Source organism: Neorhizobium sp. PAMB6716 (genome assembly GCF_058242805.1).
Window position 1 is genome coordinate 158,734 of record NZ_JBZAYW010000002.1, and the last position, 15,094, is coordinate 173,827.

Sequence of the window (15,094 nt, forward strand, 5' to 3'; positions counted from 1 at the left end):
TTCAGATGAACACGCTCGACGAACGCATCGCCAACGCCCTGGTCCCCGGCGGAAAAACACTCGCCGCCGATCCCTATCCCTGGCCGTTCGATGGGGATTGGGGACCGCACAACACGGCGCTCATCGTCATCGACATGCAGACGGACTTTTGTGCGCCGGGCGGTTATGTCGATAGCATGGGTTATGACATTTCGCTGACTCGTGCCCCGATCGAACCCATTTCCCGCGTTCTCGCCGCCCTCCGCGCCAAAGGTTACCCGATCATCCACACGCGCGAGGGCCACAAGCCGGATCTCTCGGATCTTCCGGCCAACAAGCGCTGGCGCTCGCAGCGCATCGGCGCCGGCATTGGCGATCAGGGGCCGTGCGGGCGCATTCTGGTGCGCGGTGAACCGGGCTGGGAAATCATCCCCGAACTGCAGCCGGAAGCGGGCGAGGCGATCATCGACAAGCCCGGCAAAGGCTCGTTTCTCGCGACCGATCTGGAACTGGTGCTGCAGACGAAACGCATCCGCAACATCGTGCTCACAGGCGTCACCACCGATGTCTGCGTCCACACCACCATGCGCGATGCCAATGACCGCGGTTACGAATGCCTGCTGCTGGAGGATTGCTGCGCGGCCACCAAGCGCGAAAATCATCTCGCCGCCATCGACATGATCAAGATGCAGGGCGGGGTGTTTGGCGCGGTGTCGAACTCTTCCGATTTCATCAAGGCGCTCGCCTGATGGCGGAGGCCCTGATGCGGGAAGCAAAAGTCCATCGGATCGCAACGGCGTCTCCCGACGATGTGAGCGGGCTTACCCATGCCATCGAGACGGGGGAGATCATGCCAGGCGGCATCGTTGCGATCCTCGGCAAGACCGAGGGCAATGGCTGCGTCAACGATTTCACCCGCGCCTTTTCCGTGCAGGCGCTGAAGGCGGAACTCACCCGGCATCTACCCGCAGAGGCGGTGAACACAATCGCCTATGTCATGTCCGGCGGCACGGAAGGGGCGCTGTCGCCGCATCTTCTGGTGCTGGAACGGCGGGAAGGCCACTCTTCGAAGAGCGGCACCTCTTCGCTTGCCATCGGCTCGGCACTCACGGAAAATCTTCGGCCCGAGCATCTGGGCACGCTGAGCCAGGTGGCGATGGTGGCGGAAGGCGTGCGCGCGGCAATGGCCGATGCCGGCATTACCGATCCCGCCGACGTGCATTTCGTCCAGATCAAATGCCCGCTGCTGACGGCCGAACGCATCAGCCGCGCCACGCGGGAAGGGTTGACTGTCACCACCCGCGATACGCTGAAATCCATGGGCTTTTCGCGCGGCGCCTCGGCGCTGGGCGTGGCCGTGGCGCTGGGGGAGTTGTCCATCGATGCCTTCGATGAGGGCCTCATCTGCCGCGACCTGTCCCTCTGGTCGTCACGCGCCAGCACCTCGGCCGGTGTCGAACTGGAAAACCACGAGATCGTCGTTCTCGGCATGAGCCGCGACTGGACCGGGCCGCTCACCGTCGATCATGCGGTGATGGTGGATGCCATCCATGTCGAGCCTTTCCGCGCCATGCTGGAGCGTCTTGGCATCGGCCGCGCGGCGGATTTCGTCGCCCTGCTGGCCAAGGCTGAGCCCGGCACATCAGGCACGCTGCGCGGCGACCGCCATACCATGCTTGACGATAGCGATATTTCCGCCACCCGGCATGCCCGCGCCTTCGTCGCCGGTGTTTTGTCCGGCATGGTCGGCACCGCGCAGATTTTTGTATCTGGTGGCGCCGAACATCAGGGACCCGATGGCGGCGGGCCTGTCGCCGTCATCGCCCGCAGAACCGCTGAGATCCCCGGCCCAAGACATGGAGAGAAAGCATGAGCGCATTGCCTCTCGAATTCCCGTCTGCCCGAAAGGCGCCCTCGCTGTCGGCCACGGGCATGACCAAGACGTTTGGCACCTTCACCGCCCTTGGCGATGTCTCCATTGATGTCGCCGCCGGCTCCTTCCACGCACTGCTCGGCGAAAACGGCGCGGGCAAATCGACGTTGGTCAAATGCATCATGGGATTTTATTCTCCTGACAAAGGCAAGGTGCAGCTTGACGGGCAGGAAGTGATAATCCGTTCGCCACGCGATGCGCGCGCCCACGGTATCGGCATGGTCTACCAGCATTTTACCCTTGTGCCCTGCCTGACGGCGGCGGAAAACCTCGTTATTTCCCGCGCCGATACGCCCTCCGTCATCAACTGGGCGCGGGAGCGCCGGGCGCTCGATGCCTTCATGGAAACCATGCCGTTCCGGGTGACCCTTGATGCGCAGGTGTCATCACTCTCTGCCGGTGAAAAGCAGAAGCTTGAAATTCTCAAACTGCTCTACCTCGACCAGCGTTTCATGATCCTCGACGAGCCGACCTCGGTGCTGACGCCGGGCGAGGCCGACGAGATGCTCGGCCTTCTGCACGGCATGTGCGAGCGTGGCGAGATCACCGTGCTGATGATTTCCCACAAGTTCCGCGAGGTGAAAAGTTTCTGTGACCGTTTCTCCGTGCTGCGGCGCGGGCGTCTGACGGGCGAGGGGGACGCAAAGACGGCAAGCGTCGAAGAGATGAGCCGCATGATGATCGGCGATACGCAGGTGCGCGAGCGCGCCACCCGCGCCACGCTTGCCGAGCAGCCGCTGGTGCTGGAGCTGGCCGGTCTCTGCGCCGAAGACGATGCGGGCCTTCCCGCCATTCAGGGGGTGAACCTCAAGATCCGTGGCGGTGAAATCGTCGGCGTGGCCGGCGTGTCCGGCAACGGGCAGAGCGCGCTGGTGGAAACGCTGGCCGGCCAGCGGCCGCTGACCGATGGCGAAATCACCATTCGCGGCGAGGTGTTTACCCCGAAACGCGGCAATTTCGACCGGTTTCGCGTGTTCGGCCTGCCGGAGGAGCCGCTGAAGAACGCCACCGTGCCGCGCATGAGCGTGGCTGAAAACATCGCCTTCCGCTCCTTCGACAAGCCGCCGATTGCAAGCCTTGGCTGGTGGATGTCGAAAGGGCCGATGCGCTCAAAGGCCGAGGAACTGATTGCCCGTTACCGCGTGAAAACGACATCGCCGGATGCGCCGATCGAGACGCTGTCGGGCGGTAATGTGCAGCGCGCGGTTCTGGCGCGCGAACTCTCGGGCGATGTGGATGTGCTGATCGTTGCCAATCCCTGTTTCGGGCTGGATTTCGCCTCCGTCGCCGATATCCGCAGCCAGATCATGGAAGCGCGCAACCGGGGGGCGGCCGTGTTACTGGTCTCGGAGGATCTCGATGAAATCCTCGAACTGGCAGACCGCGTGGCGGTGATGTCCGGGGGCACGATCACCTATGTCGCCGCAACCGAAGCGACGGACCGCAACACGATTGGCCAGCACATGGCCGGACATTGAGGGCAGACCATCATGACCATGCCGACGACGATCCCCGTTCCCGCCCGGCCTTACGCCTATCCCTTCATTCCCGGCCGCACTGCGCTTGTCGTTATCGACATGCAGCGCGATTTTATCGAGAAGGGCGGTTTCGGCGATGCGCTCGGCAATGATGTGACCCGGCTGGAAGCCATCATTCCCGTCATATCAAAGCTGCTCGAACTCTTCCGCCGCAAGCGCTGGCCGGTTGTCCATACCCGCGAGGCGCATCTGCCTGACCTTTCCGACTGCCCGCCCTCCAAAATCGCGCGCGGCGATGCGCCGCTGAAGATCGGTGAAGCCGGGTCTATGGGCCGGCTTCTGGTGCGAGGTGAGCCGGGAAACCAGATCGTTGATGCTTTAAAGCCGGTGGCCGGCGAGGTGGTGATCGACAAGCCCGGCAAGGGCATGTTCTTCGGCACCGACATCCAGTCGATCCTCGATAATAAGGGCGTCACGCATCTCCTCTTTACCGGCGTCACCACGGAAGTCTGTGTGCAGACCTCGATGCGCGAGGCCAATGATCGCGGTTATGAATGCCTGCTGGTGGAGGATGCGACGGAAAGCTATTTTGCTGATTTCAAGCAGGCCGCCATCGAGATGATGGTGGCGCAGGGCGGCATCGTTGGCTGGGCGACGCCTTCTGCCGCGCTCGAGGCGGCCATCTCGGAGGCGCCTGTCCATGCCTGAGGCGCAAACGACACAGCAAGGCCGCTGGGCGGGGCGCAATACCGGCAAAGACCGTGTGCGCAACCGCATCTGGGCCGCCCTTGAGGAACAGGGCGTGGCCGTCGGTCCCGCCTGGAGCATGATCCCGAATTTCGTCGGCGCCGACCATGCCGCCTATCTCCTGTCGCAGACACCGGAATGGCGGGCGGCGCGCACGGTGAAAACCAATCCGGATGCGCCGCAAATCCCCATCCGCCTTCGCGCACTCTACGAGGGCAAGACCGTTTATGCGCCGGTGCCGTACCTCACGAAGGACTTCCCTTATCTGCGACTTGATCCGAAAAAACTTGTCGAAAAGGGCATATCCTTCGAACTTGCGGCCGTCTCCCAAGGTTTTGTCGAGCATGGCGAGCGCATCGGTTTTGAGGAGATCGAGCCCTTGGATTTCTGCGTGGTCGGCTCCGTGGCCGTCTCGCGGGAGGGCGGGCGCACCGGCAAGGGCGCCGGTTTTGCCGATCTGGAGACGGCGATTTTTCGCGAGATGGGCATCATTACCGACGACACACCGCTGGTGACGACGGTGCATTCCCTGCAGCTGGTGGATGCCACGGACGTGGTGATCGAAAGCCATGATTCCCCGCTTGATTTGGTGGCAACAGAAGGCGAACTGATCGTCACCGGCAATCGCCAGCCCCGCCCACTGGGCGTCGACTGGGACCGCGTGCGCCCCGACCAGTTTGAAAACATCCCGTTTCTCACCGAACTGAAATCACGCATGATGAAAAGCAGGAAGGCCTGACGATGGAGATCAACCATCCCGAAACCCGCGCTGAGGTGGAGGAGATCTTTGCCCTTTACGAAAAAGCCCTTCTGGCCAATGACAACGAGACGCTTCTGTCGCTGTTTCTGATGAGCCCCGTGACGGTGCGCTACGGCGTGTCGGAGGTGCAGCACGGATTTGACGAGGTGAAGGGTTTTCGCGCCGTGCAGGCGCCGTTCACGCGCAAGCTGGAGCGCACGGTGATTACCACCTACGGGCGTGATTTTGCCACCGCCTCGACGCTGTTTCACCGCCCTGATTTTAAAGGCGAAGTGGGCCGGCAGATGCAGACCTGGCTGCGCACGCCAGACGGCTGGAAGGTGGCGGCGGCCCATGTCAGCATGATGCCGGAATGAAGTCCGCAGCTTTTGCGCTGCATTTTTGGCGCGAATCCTGCCAAAAGCCTGTGTGGCACAGCCGGGCGGCACGCCGCGGCGTTTGCGGCGCGTGCCGTCAAAGCTCGCATGACGATAAAGACAGGACAGTGAACAGGCCGTGCTAGAAAAGACACCGCGCACATCGAGCGAGGATATTCGCCGCCAGTTGGCCGAGCGGATCATCACAGCCGAGCTTGCGCCGGGAACCGTGCTCGATGAAACCCAGCTGGCGGCCGAGTTTTGCGTGTCGCGCACGCCGGTGCGCGAGGCGCTGAAGCTTCTGGCGGCAAGCGGGCTGGTGGACCAGCGGCCGCATACGCGAACCGTCGTGGCGCGGCCCGACGAGGAAAAACTTGCCGGCATGTTCGAGCTGATGGGCCATCTGGAGGCGCTGTGCGCCGGCCTCAGCGCCCTTCGCATGACGGCTGGCGAACGCGACCGGCTGGATGTGCTGCATGGCGAAATGGCGATGATCGTGTCTGCCGGCGACCGGGCGGCCTATATTGTCGCCAATGAGCGGTTTCACAGCGCCATCTATCGCGGCAGCCACAATCCTTATCTCGATGAGATCACCCATTCGACGCGCCAGCGCCTGCAGCCGTTTCGCCGCGCCCAGTTTGCAACGCTTGGCCGCCTGGCCCGTTCGCATGCCGAACATGGACTGATCGTCGAGGCCATCATGCGGGGCAACGAGCGGCAGGCCGAAGACATGATGCGCGGGCATATAACCCAGGTGGAAGATGCCTATCACAAGCTGATCGGCGGCTGATGGCCTTTGCCGCCAAGATCTGGCGTCTTATTTGCGGGCGGCCAGAAACGCCCGCCAGCTGCCATAGTCGCTGACGTCGATGGCCGTTTCGACGGCGGCGGCATCGACCAGGCAGCCTTTCACCTCCGTGCCGTCGGCAAGCGCCACGGTGCCGATGGTGCAGGGCTTGGCAAGATTGGCGCACATGGCGCCGAAGGCTGCAGGTTCCAGCGACCACACTTCCGCCTCGACGCCAACCCCTTGCCCGCGCGCCACCGGCAGCAGGCCCGGCCGCGGCGGCACGGTTCCGGGCATGGCGAAAAGCCGGTAATCGGGTCTTGTGCGGGTGGAGCGAAGGAAGCTTGCGCCCATGCCCTTCAGCTCGGCATTGCGCGGCAGGCCGGACAGGAGCGGGCCGATAACCACCAGTTCGATCCGTCCCTCTACCGCGCGCGGGGGATTGACAGGACGCGCATGGCTGGCGGCCATCCGCGCCATGGCCGCCAGCAGTCCATCGCTGCCGGCCGGGCCGATGAAGGTCAGGCTGGAGGGCAGATTGTCAGACCGTACGCCGACGGGAACGGTGATCGCGGCCAGATCCAGCAGGTTGACGAAATTGGTGTAGACACCGAGGTTGGAATTGTAGGTGACCGGCTCGCGCGCAATATCCGACATGGTGTAGAAGCGCGGAATGGTCGGCACCGCCAGGCAATCCAGCTTCTCCAGCACCAGTTCCGCATGACGTTTCAGCTCGGCGCGCTGGTAAAAGGCCTCAAAGGCTTCGATGGCGCCCAGGTTGCGGGCCTCGTTGATAATGCTGAAGGTCACCGGCAGCAGCGCCGAAGGATGTTCCTCGATGAGGGCCTTGATCGCGACATAACGTTCCGCAAGCCAGGGGCCTTCATAGAGCAGGCGGGCTGCCGCATGCAAGGGTTCGAAATCGATCTCCACGATGTCGGCGCCAAGCGCCTCAAGGCTTTCCAGATCCGCCGCATAGGCTCTATCGGACGCCTCATCGCCAAAGAACTGGCGCTGGGTGACGCGCGGCACGCCAATGCGCGGCCGCGGCGGAACCGAGCCGATGGAGGGCTGCGGCAACCGCTTGCTGAATGGGTCCTTCGCATCAAATCCGGAGCAGACGTTCATCACCTGGAAGGCAAAGTCCACGTCGCGGGCAAAGACCGAGACGGTTTCGAGGGTACGGCAGGCCGGCACCACGCCGGTGGAGGGGAGGAGGCCAAGCGTCGGCTTCAGCCCGACAATGCCGTTCATGCCCGCCGGCACGCGCCCGGCACCGGCCGTATCCGTTCCGAGCGCAAAATCGACAAAACCGCGCGCCACGGCAACCGCCGAGCCCGAGCTTGAGCCGCCGGGAATGAGATCGGCCCGCAAGGCATTCTGGGGAATGCCGAAGGGCGAACGCACGCCGACAAGGCCGGTGGCGAACTGGTCCATGTTCGTCTTGCCGACGAGAATGGCGCCAGCCGCTTCCAGCCGTTCCACCACCGCGGCCGACCGCTGCGCGTCATAGGCAAAGGCCGAACAGCCGGCGGTCGTCTGCATGCCGACCACGTCGATATTATCCTTGACGGCAAACAGCATGCCGTAAAGCGGCTTGGCGCTGAAATCGCTGCCCTCCAGGCTTTCCGCCTCGGCCAGTGCCCGCTCGCGTTTCTTCAGCGAGATGAACACGGAACGGTCGCGCAACGTTTCCGCCGAATCATAGAACTCGACAACAGCGTCCCTTGCGGAAAAATACGACGACCGGACGGCTAAACGCATGGAAATTCCCGTTTAATATCTGGCAAATGCTGATTTGCTGAGGACTCTAGCGGATTCCTAAAACAGTTGCAGTTATTTTAGCGCGTTCCAACTGAATTTTGGCCGTCGATACTTCGACTACACATCACTGTGGCGAGCAAGCGCTGCTGAAAATACCTGCGGGTCGACGTTTCCGCCGGAGCAGACGGCAATCACGCTGTCTCCTTCGATCTCGCCCTGCCTGAAAAGGGCCGCTGCCAGCGCCACCGCGCCGCCCGGCTCCACGACGATCTTCAACCGGTTATAGGCGAGCACCATGGCCTCCAGCGCCTCATCGTCGCTGACCACAAGGCCTTGGCCGCAGAGGCGCGCATTGATGGGGAAGGTGATGTTGCCGGGCTGCGGCGTGACGATCGCATCGCAGAGAGAACCGCCGAGACGCGGGTTACGCTCGATCCGGCCGCTTTTCAGCGAACGGGCCGTATCGTCAAACCCTTCCGGCTCGGCGGGGCGCACCGTCAGGCCCGGCGCGCGTGCCTCCAGCGCCAGTGCCACGCCGGCGGTCAACCCGCCACCGCCGCAGCAGACGATGACATCCGCTTTCTTGATGCCTTCGGCCCGTGCCTGTTCGGCAATCTCAAGGCCTACCGTCCCCTGGCCGGCAATCACCTCAGGCTCGTCAAAGGGTCGGATCAGCGTCAGCCCGCGCGCCGCGGCAAGGCGGGCGCCGATCTCGTCGCGATCTTCGTTCTCGCGGTCATAGAGCACCACCTCTGCCCCGAAGGCGCGGGTGTTGTCGATCTTCAGCTTCGGCGCATCCGCCGGCATGACGATCACGGAGGAAATGCCGTGCATGCGCGCTGCAAGCGCCACCCCTTGGGCATGGTTGCCGGAGGAAAAGGCGATGACGCCACGCGCGCGAACCTCCGGCTCGAGCGCGGACACGGCAGACCAGGCGCCGCGAAACTTGAACGAACCGGTGTGCTGCAGGCATTCCGGCTTCACAAACACCCGGCGCCCGGCAATCGCGTCCAGAAACGGCGAAGAGAGCAGCGGCGTCAGCCGCGCCCGGCCGCCGATGCGTTCTGCCGCTGCTTCGATCATGGAAATAGTCGTCATGCCGGTCCCCGCCTCAATACTCAATTCTGTGTCGCCGCCTTGGCGAGCGGGCACGACGCTACAGCATCGGCTGGTAAAGCGGAACCGGTTTTTGCACAGCACAATTGCGCAGATTCAAGAGGTTAAGACGCAGGGAATGAGGAGAGTGTCCGAACGAAATTCGGGAGGAACGCCGAAACATTCCTCCCGTTGCCGCATCTCCCTGGGGAAGGGGGATGATCTGAAACTTTATTGGATTGCTCGCAACGTAATGGTCGAAAACAAGACCTCAAAACTGCTGACTGCTGAGTGCAAGTTCACCTGAAAGTGAAGGTGTGTCACATGGCGCAAAAGGCAACCCGTGCAGGATAAGATTTTTCGACAGTGCTATCCTCGGTGCCTGTGGTTTCACGCATCAAGCGTGCGGCGCGCCAAAAATCGACCAGCCGGTTTTCGCCGCCAGCATTTCGAGCGCAATCGATCCGATCAACGAATTGCCGTTGGCGTTCAATCCCGGAGACCAGACGGCAACCGAGGCGCGGCCGGGGGCAACCGCCAGAATGCCGCCGCCGACGCCGCTTTTGCCGGGCAGGCCGACATGATAGGCGAAATCGCCGGAGCCGTCGTAATGGCCGCAGGTCAGCATCAGCGCATTGATGCGCCGCGCTCGCTGGCTGGAAACCACCGTGTGGCCCGATAGCGGGTTCTTGCCGTTTGCCGCCAGAAACAGGCCGGCGCGGGCAAGCTGCACGCAGCTCATGGCAAGCGCGCACTGGTGGAAATAGACGCCCAGCACATGATCGACGGGGTGGGTGAGCTTGCCGAAGGATTTCATGAAATTGGCGAGCGCAAAATTGCGAAAGCCGGTCGCGGTTTCCGAGCGGGCGACTGCCGGATCGATGGCAATGCCGGCATCGTCGGCCAGATATTGCACGAAACGGACGATTTCGCCGATCGCCTCGCGCGGTGTGTGGCCGGACATCACCAGATCGGAAATGGCAATCGCGCCGGCATTGATGAAGGGATTGCGCGGCTTGCCGTTTTCATGCTCGAGCTGCACGATGGAATTGAAGGCGGAGCCGGAGGGCTCGCGGCCGACGCGGTTCCAGGTGGTTTCGCCGTGTTTGCCGAGCGCAAGCGTCAGCGTGAAAACCTTGGAAATACTCTGGATGGAGAAGGCTTCGTCGCAATCGCCGACCTTGGAGACGCGGCCTTCCAGGTCGATCACCGCGATGCCGAACTTTTTCGGATCGACATTGGCAAGCTCGGGAATGTAATCGGCCGCCTTGCCTTCGCCGGTGCGCGGGGAAAGGGTGTCGTGGATTTCCTCGATGATGGCCTGAAGGTCGGTCGTCACGGTCGGGCATCTCCCTGCGGCAGATCTTTTTGAAAGCCCTTCTTCTATTGTCCATCCGGCTTTGCTTCGCAAGTGCAGCATAGCCGGGTTCGCGAACTACTCGTCAGCGGGGCCGGACAGGTGACTTGCCGCCGATGTCTTGACGCGGCCAATATCGCGCCAGAGGGCGGCTATCATGTCCTCGGACACATCACCCATGAGATCCCGCAGCCAGCCTTCGTGGGCCTCTGCCATGGCGGAAAACGTGGTCATGCCGGCCTCTGTCAGCTTTGCCACGGTCACACGCCGGTCGTCTGTCGGGGTTTCGCGGATGACCAGCCCGTCGGCCTCCAGCCGCTCGACAAGACCGGTAATGTTGCCGTTGGTGACCATGGTGCGCCTTGATAGTTCGCCAAGGCGCAAGCCTTCCTGTTCCCGGTAAAGCTGGGCCATCAGGTCGAACTGGGGAAGCGTCGCGCCAAATTCGGCGCGCAGGCGCTTGCGGATTTCCGTCGAGATGAGCTTGGTGGTGGACAGCATGCGAAGCCACAGCCGCGTTTCCGGTTTGGAGCGGGCATGCGTGGTGATTTCAAGGTCCATGCTGGTTTCATCCGGTTCCGTCATGCGCAGGCGTCCCCTCGGTTCTTCTTTTGCCAAAGCTGTACGAACCGTTATTTGAATTGTCAAAGGATTGGGTGAGCGGGCGGAACGGACGCTTTGCCGGGGGACTGCAAGGATGGCGCGAAAAAGAGAATGAAATTGCCCGGATGGGCGATTTGCCGCAACAGCCTCCCTCGTATCGAAAAGATTTGCGCCTATCTTCAGGGCATCCTGTTTTCAATGTCCTGGAGGAACATCCCTTGTCTCTGCGCATCAACGATATCGCCCCGGATTTTACCGCCGAGACCACGGTCGGGCCGCTCAATTTCCATGAATGGATCGGCAATGGCTGGGCGGTTCTCTTCTCGCATCCGAAGAATTTCACCCCCGTCTGCACGACAGAGCTTGGCGCGATGGCCGGCCTCGAAGGCGAGTTTCAGAAACGCGGCGTCAAGATCATCGGCATTTCCGTCGATCCGGTTGAAAGCCACGGCAAGTGGAAGGACGATATCCGCACGGCAACCGGTTATGACGTGGAATATCCGCTGATCGGCGACAAGGACCTGAAGGTCGCAAAGCTTTATGACATGCTGCCGGCCGGTGCTGGCGAAAGCTCGGAAGGCCGCACGCCTGCTGACAACGCCACCGTGCGCTCTGTTTATGTCATCGGCCCGGACAAGAAGATCAAGCTGATCCTCACCTATCCGATGACAACAGGCCGCAACTTCAACGAGATCCTGCGCGCCATCGATTCGATCCAGCTGACGGCCAAGCACCAGGTGGCAACGCCGGCCAACTGGCAGCCGGGCGAAGACGTTATCATCACCGCTGCCGTCTCCAACGAGGATGCGATCACCCGTTTTGGCGCCTTCGATACGGTTCTGCCGTACCTGCGCAAGACCAAGCAGCCGGCTGCTTAAGTTTTTTGATGTAGCGCCGGGGCAAGCAACAGGCTTGCCCCGGCGTTTTTTTGGGGCGCCGTTGCGTGAGCGAGGTTACCCCTTACTCCGCCGCCATCCGTCTTGCCGGCGCAAAGCGGATGGAGCAAGTGCTGCTTTCGCCGCGCTCTACCACAGCCTCCACGTCAAACACATCGCGGATCAGCCGAGGCGTCAGCACCTCTGCCGGGCGGCCGAGGGCAACGATCCGGCCAGATTTCATCACGGCGATGCGGTCGCAGAACATAGCGGCATGGTTGAGATCGTGCAGCGCTGCAATGACAGTCAGATCGAGATGACGCACCAGATCGAGAAGGCCGATCTGGTGGCCGATGTCGAGATGGTTTGTCGGTTCGTCCAGCACCAGAAGCCTTGGCGCCTGGGCAAGCGCGCGTGCAATGTGCAGGCGCTGGCGCTCGCCACCGGAGAGCGTGTGCCACTGGCGCGCGGAAAGATGCGCCATACCGACATCTTTCAGCGCTGCATCGACAATCGCATCATCGTTTTGCGACCACGGCGACGATAGTCCGAGATAGGGCGTGCGGCCAAGCTCCACCGCCTGGCGCGCCGTCATGCGCTCGGATGTATCGGCCTGCTGTTCCACCAGCGCCAGACGCCTTGCGAGATCGCGCCGGGCAAGTTTTGCAAGCGGTTCCCTGTCCAGGGTGACCGTGCCGGTGCGCGGCTTGCGCAGCCCGCAGAGCATGGAAATCAGGCTCGTCTTGCCCGATCCGTTCGGCCCGATAATGCCGAAAAATTCGCCGGATGCGACGGTGAACGAGACATCACGCACGAGCATGTTGCCGCCGCTGACCAGCGAGAGATTGTCTGCCTCGACCTTCAAAGACTTGCCCTCCGCTGGCTCATGATGAGGGCAAAGGCGGGGGCGCCAAAAAGCGCCGTCACCACGCCGATTGGCAGCACCTGACCCTGGATGAGAATACGCGACAGAACGTCTGCCGCAATCATGAAGATGGCGCCGACGATGGCGGCGGCCGGCAGAAGAACGCCGTGGCGCACGCCGACCAGCATGCGGGTGGCATGCGGAATGACCAGCCCGACAAAACCGATGGAGCCGACCAGCGACACCATGACCGCCGTCATCATCGCCGTCGTTGCAATGAGGATGACGGTAACCCGGCGCACCGGAATGCCAAGCGAGGCGGCCGATTCCTTGCCGAAGGCAAAGGCATCCAGCGCGCGGGCCTGCCCCAGGCAGATGACAAGGCCGACGATTGCCACCGGCAGTGCCAGCGTCACATCCGGCCAGCGCACACCTGAGAGGTTGCCGAGCAGCCAGAACATGATGCCGCGCGCCTGTTCGGCATTGGCAGCTTTCGTCACGACAAAGGAGGTCAGCGCGTGAAAGAGCTGCGAGCCTGCAATACCCGCCAGAATGATGGCGGCCGAGCCGCGCCCGGCACGCATGGCCAAGAGGCTGACCAGCACAAAGGCGATGACGGCGCCGGCAAAGGCGCCGAGCGGCAGGCCGATCATGCCGCCGCCGAGCCCCAAGATCGCAACCGATACCGCGCCGGTGGACGCACCGGCGGAAATGCCGAGCACGTAAGGGTCGGCCAGCGGATTGCGCAGCAGCGACTGCAGCACGACGCCAGACAAGGAGAGCGCCGCCCCGCAGCAGGCGGCCACCACCACACGCGACAGCCGGTAGCTCCACACGATGCCTTCATCGATGGCATCAAGCGGGTAACCGGCGCCGAACAGGCGGTTGGCGGCAGTTTTCGCCACCACCTCGAACGGAATTGCCGTTTCGCCGATGGCGGCTCCAAACCAGAGCGCGAGTAGAAGGGCAGCAAGGGCAGCACAGGCTGCCCCCACCGCCATGCGCGTGCGGCTGTGCTTCAACGCGAAAGGCCCGCCTTGGCAATCGCATCGGCCAGAACCTCGATGCCATCGATGGTGCGGATGGTCGGGTTCATCGTCTGCGCGTCCATTTCCACCACATGACCGGCCTTCACCGTCGGCATCAGGCTGACAACCGGATCCTTCTGCAGGAAGGCCGTCTTGACGGCGATGTCATCGGCGGGATAACGGCGCCGTTCCATGCGGGCGGTGACGATGATCGACGGGTTGGCCCGTGCAATCGTTTCCCAGCCGACGGTTGGCCATTCCTCGTCGCTGTCGATGACGTTTTCTATGCCGAGCGCCTTCATGATGTAGCCCGGCGCACCGTTCTTGCCGGCCACATAAGGGTCTGCGGCAAGCGTTGCGCTGGAAAACCAGAAGACGGCCGATAGTTTTGACGTGGCGCCTGCCACCTTGGCGCGGGCGGCCTTTTCGCGCGCCACAAGATCGGCCACCACCTGCTCGCCGCGATCTTGAACGTTAAAGATCCGGGCGAGGTCGCGGATTTCCTGGTAGATCAGGTCCATGCTGAAGGCTTCTGCCCGCACACCGTCGCCGCCGGAGGAATTGTCCTTGCCGATGCAATCCGACGGCGAGGTGTAGACCGGCACGCCGAGATCCTCAAACTGAGCAATCGAGCCGACGGTGCCCTTTGGCCCGACATGCCACTGGAACTGCACCGTGACGAGATCGGGCTTTGTGGCGATGACGCTTTCAAAGCTCGGGTCGTTATCGGCAAGGCGCGGCACGGCCGCATTGGCCTCCTCATAACCCTTCAGCACCGGCCCCAGCCAGACGGCCGTGCCAACCACTGTCTTGGAGAGACCGAGCATATAGAGAATTTCCGTCGTGCTTTGTCCGAGCGACACGGCCCTTTCCGGCGTTTTTGAAAAGGTAATCTGTCGCCCGCAGTTCTGGAGCGTCAGCGGATAGGTGGTTTCAGTGGCTAAAGCGCCCGAAGCGACAAATGTGGCGGCAAGGCCGGCAAAAAGCTGCAAAGCCGGTACGGCCCGGCGCAGCAACTGCGTCATGCTGGAAATCATTGGTCAAACCCTGTCAGTGTATGGCCGTCAAACGGACCTGCGATAAGGCACCTCGGCTGCAGCCAGCCTCGGTGAACGGATGTCTGGCGTTTGGGGCGCTTGAGGGTTCGACATGCGGTGCTCGCAAAAGCGAGTGTCATTCATTGTCAGCTCCTGTTCCGGGCATCCCCGCCCGTGACGTTGGACTTCAGTGCGATGGCAGGTCTCCTGGCTCACGGTTAGCGCTTCTCATCTGCCTTCCCGCACGCTTTTGTCGTGCAGTGGCATGGCGCCTTTATCAGGCGCCACAAGGATGATCGGCATCCGCTTACAGTTGCGGGGGCAGCCACGGCTTTGGACCCCAGATGGGCTCTGCACCGTGTTCCCTATTAATCCCCTCCACCGGAAAGCCGGCTCGGGGAACCATCAACGACCAGTTAAGCTGCCATAC

General features: G+C 62.5%; 15 protein-coding genes and 1 riboswitch. Of the genes, 8 read left to right on the forward strand and 7 right to left on the reverse strand.

Going from position 1 to position 15,094, the window contains the following annotated elements; all coding sequences use genetic code 11:
• Nucleotides 1–5: 5 nt before the first annotated feature.
• The 7 genes from biuH (at nucleotide 6) to AC4CWH_RS19365 (ending at nucleotide 6,043) form a co-directional block, all read left to right on the forward strand.
• Nucleotides 6–728: a biuret amidohydrolase gene (biuH, locus tag AC4CWH_RS19335; protein WP_491321964.1), complete on the forward strand. Its 723-nt coding sequence runs from the start codon at nucleotides 6–8 to the stop codon at nucleotides 726–728.
• A 14-nt stretch (nucleotides 729–742) separates the two neighbouring features.
• Nucleotides 743–1,852 carry a cyanuric acid amidohydrolase gene (atzD, locus tag AC4CWH_RS19340; protein ID WP_491321965.1) on the forward strand — a complete coding sequence of 370 codons (1,110 nt, stop codon included), beginning with the start codon at nucleotides 743–745 and terminating at the stop codon, nucleotides 1,850–1,852.
• Nucleotides 1,849–3,390 (forward strand): ABC transporter ATP-binding protein, encoded by a 1,542-nt coding sequence (locus AC4CWH_RS19345; RefSeq protein WP_491321966.1) that lies wholly within the window; start codon nucleotides 1,849–1,851, stop codon nucleotides 3,388–3,390. Before atzD ends, AC4CWH_RS19345 begins: the two co-directional genes overlap by 4 nt.
• 12 nt (nucleotides 3,391–3,402) lie before the next feature.
• The gene (locus AC4CWH_RS19350; protein WP_491287425.1) at nucleotides 3,403–4,098 is read left to right on the forward strand and encodes a cysteine hydrolase family protein; all 696 of its coding nucleotides are present in this window, start codon (nucleotides 3,403–3,405) and stop codon (nucleotides 4,096–4,098) included.
• On the forward strand, nucleotides 4,091–4,876 hold the full coding sequence (locus tag AC4CWH_RS19355; protein WP_491321967.1) for a 5-formyltetrahydrofolate cyclo-ligase: 786 nt from the start codon (nucleotides 4,091–4,093) through the stop codon (nucleotides 4,874–4,876). Before AC4CWH_RS19350 ends, AC4CWH_RS19355 begins: the two co-directional genes overlap by 8 nt.
• A 2-nt stretch (nucleotides 4,877–4,878) precedes the next feature.
• Nucleotides 4,879–5,253, forward strand: a complete 375-nt coding sequence (gene hpxZ, locus AC4CWH_RS19360) for an oxalurate catabolism protein HpxZ (protein ID WP_491287422.1) — start codon at nucleotides 4,879–4,881, stop codon at nucleotides 5,251–5,253.
• Between the two features lie 139 nt (nucleotides 5,254–5,392).
• On the forward strand, nucleotides 5,393–6,043 hold the full coding sequence (locus AC4CWH_RS19365) for a GntR family transcriptional regulator (protein WP_491287420.1): 651 nt from the start codon (nucleotides 5,393–5,395) through the stop codon (nucleotides 6,041–6,043).
• Nucleotides 6,044–6,070: 27 nt separating this feature from the next.
• Here the strand turns inward: AC4CWH_RS19365 and atzF are convergent, their stop codons facing one another.
• The 4 genes from atzF to AC4CWH_RS19385 all read right to left on the reverse strand — a co-directional run bounded on the left by atzF (nucleotide 6,071) and on the right by AC4CWH_RS19385 (nucleotide 10,841).
• Nucleotides 6,071–7,804: an allophanate hydrolase gene (gene atzF / locus AC4CWH_RS19370; RefSeq protein WP_491321968.1), complete on the reverse strand. Its 1,734-nt coding sequence runs from the start codon at nucleotides 7,802–7,804 to the stop codon at nucleotides 6,071–6,073.
• Nucleotides 7,805–7,921: 117 nt separating this feature from the next.
• A complete protein-coding gene (locus AC4CWH_RS19375) occupies nucleotides 7,922–8,902 on the reverse strand; it encodes a threonine ammonia-lyase (protein ID WP_491321969.1) in 981 nt (326 codons plus the stop codon).
• Between the two features lie 394 nt (nucleotides 8,903–9,296).
• Nucleotides 9,297–10,238, reverse strand: a complete 942-nt coding sequence (locus AC4CWH_RS19380; protein WP_491321970.1) for a glutaminase — start codon at nucleotides 10,236–10,238, stop codon at nucleotides 9,297–9,299.
• Nucleotides 10,239–10,334: 96 nt separating this feature from the next.
• The gene (locus AC4CWH_RS19385; protein WP_491287414.1) at nucleotides 10,335–10,841 is read right to left on the reverse strand and encodes a MarR family winged helix-turn-helix transcriptional regulator; all 507 of its coding nucleotides are present in this window, start codon (nucleotides 10,839–10,841) and stop codon (nucleotides 10,335–10,337) included.
• 236 nt (nucleotides 10,842–11,077) lie between these two features.
• Here AC4CWH_RS19385 and AC4CWH_RS19390 point away from each other — a divergent pair, with 236 nt between their 5' ends.
• On the forward strand, nucleotides 11,078–11,737 hold the full coding sequence (locus AC4CWH_RS19390) for a peroxiredoxin (RefSeq protein ID WP_491321971.1): 660 nt from the start codon (nucleotides 11,078–11,080) through the stop codon (nucleotides 11,735–11,737).
• 82 nt (nucleotides 11,738–11,819) lie between these two features.
• Here AC4CWH_RS19390 and AC4CWH_RS19395 read toward each other — a convergent pair whose 3' ends face one another.
• From AC4CWH_RS19395 to AC4CWH_RS19405, 3 genes are read right to left on the reverse strand one after another with little or no spacing between them, the layout of a single operon-like run.
• A complete protein-coding gene (locus tag AC4CWH_RS19395; RefSeq protein WP_491287410.1) occupies nucleotides 11,820–12,599 on the reverse strand; it encodes an ABC transporter ATP-binding protein in 780 nt (259 codons plus the stop codon).
• Nucleotides 12,596–13,600 carry a FecCD family ABC transporter permease gene (locus AC4CWH_RS19400; protein WP_491287742.1) on the reverse strand — a complete coding sequence of 335 codons (1,005 nt, stop codon included), beginning with the start codon at nucleotides 13,598–13,600 and terminating at the stop codon, nucleotides 12,596–12,598. The genes AC4CWH_RS19395 and AC4CWH_RS19400 overlap by 4 nt, the downstream gene beginning before the upstream one ends.
• Nucleotides 13,601–13,617: 17 nt before the next feature.
• Nucleotides 13,618–14,652 (reverse strand): ABC transporter substrate-binding protein, encoded by a 1,035-nt coding sequence (locus tag AC4CWH_RS19405; RefSeq protein WP_491321972.1) that lies wholly within the window; start codon nucleotides 14,650–14,652, stop codon nucleotides 13,618–13,620.
• Between the two features lie 192 nt (nucleotides 14,653–14,844).
• Nucleotides 14,845–15,086, reverse strand: a riboswitch (cobalamin riboswitch).
• Between the last annotated feature and the right edge of the window lie 8 nt (nucleotides 15,087–15,094).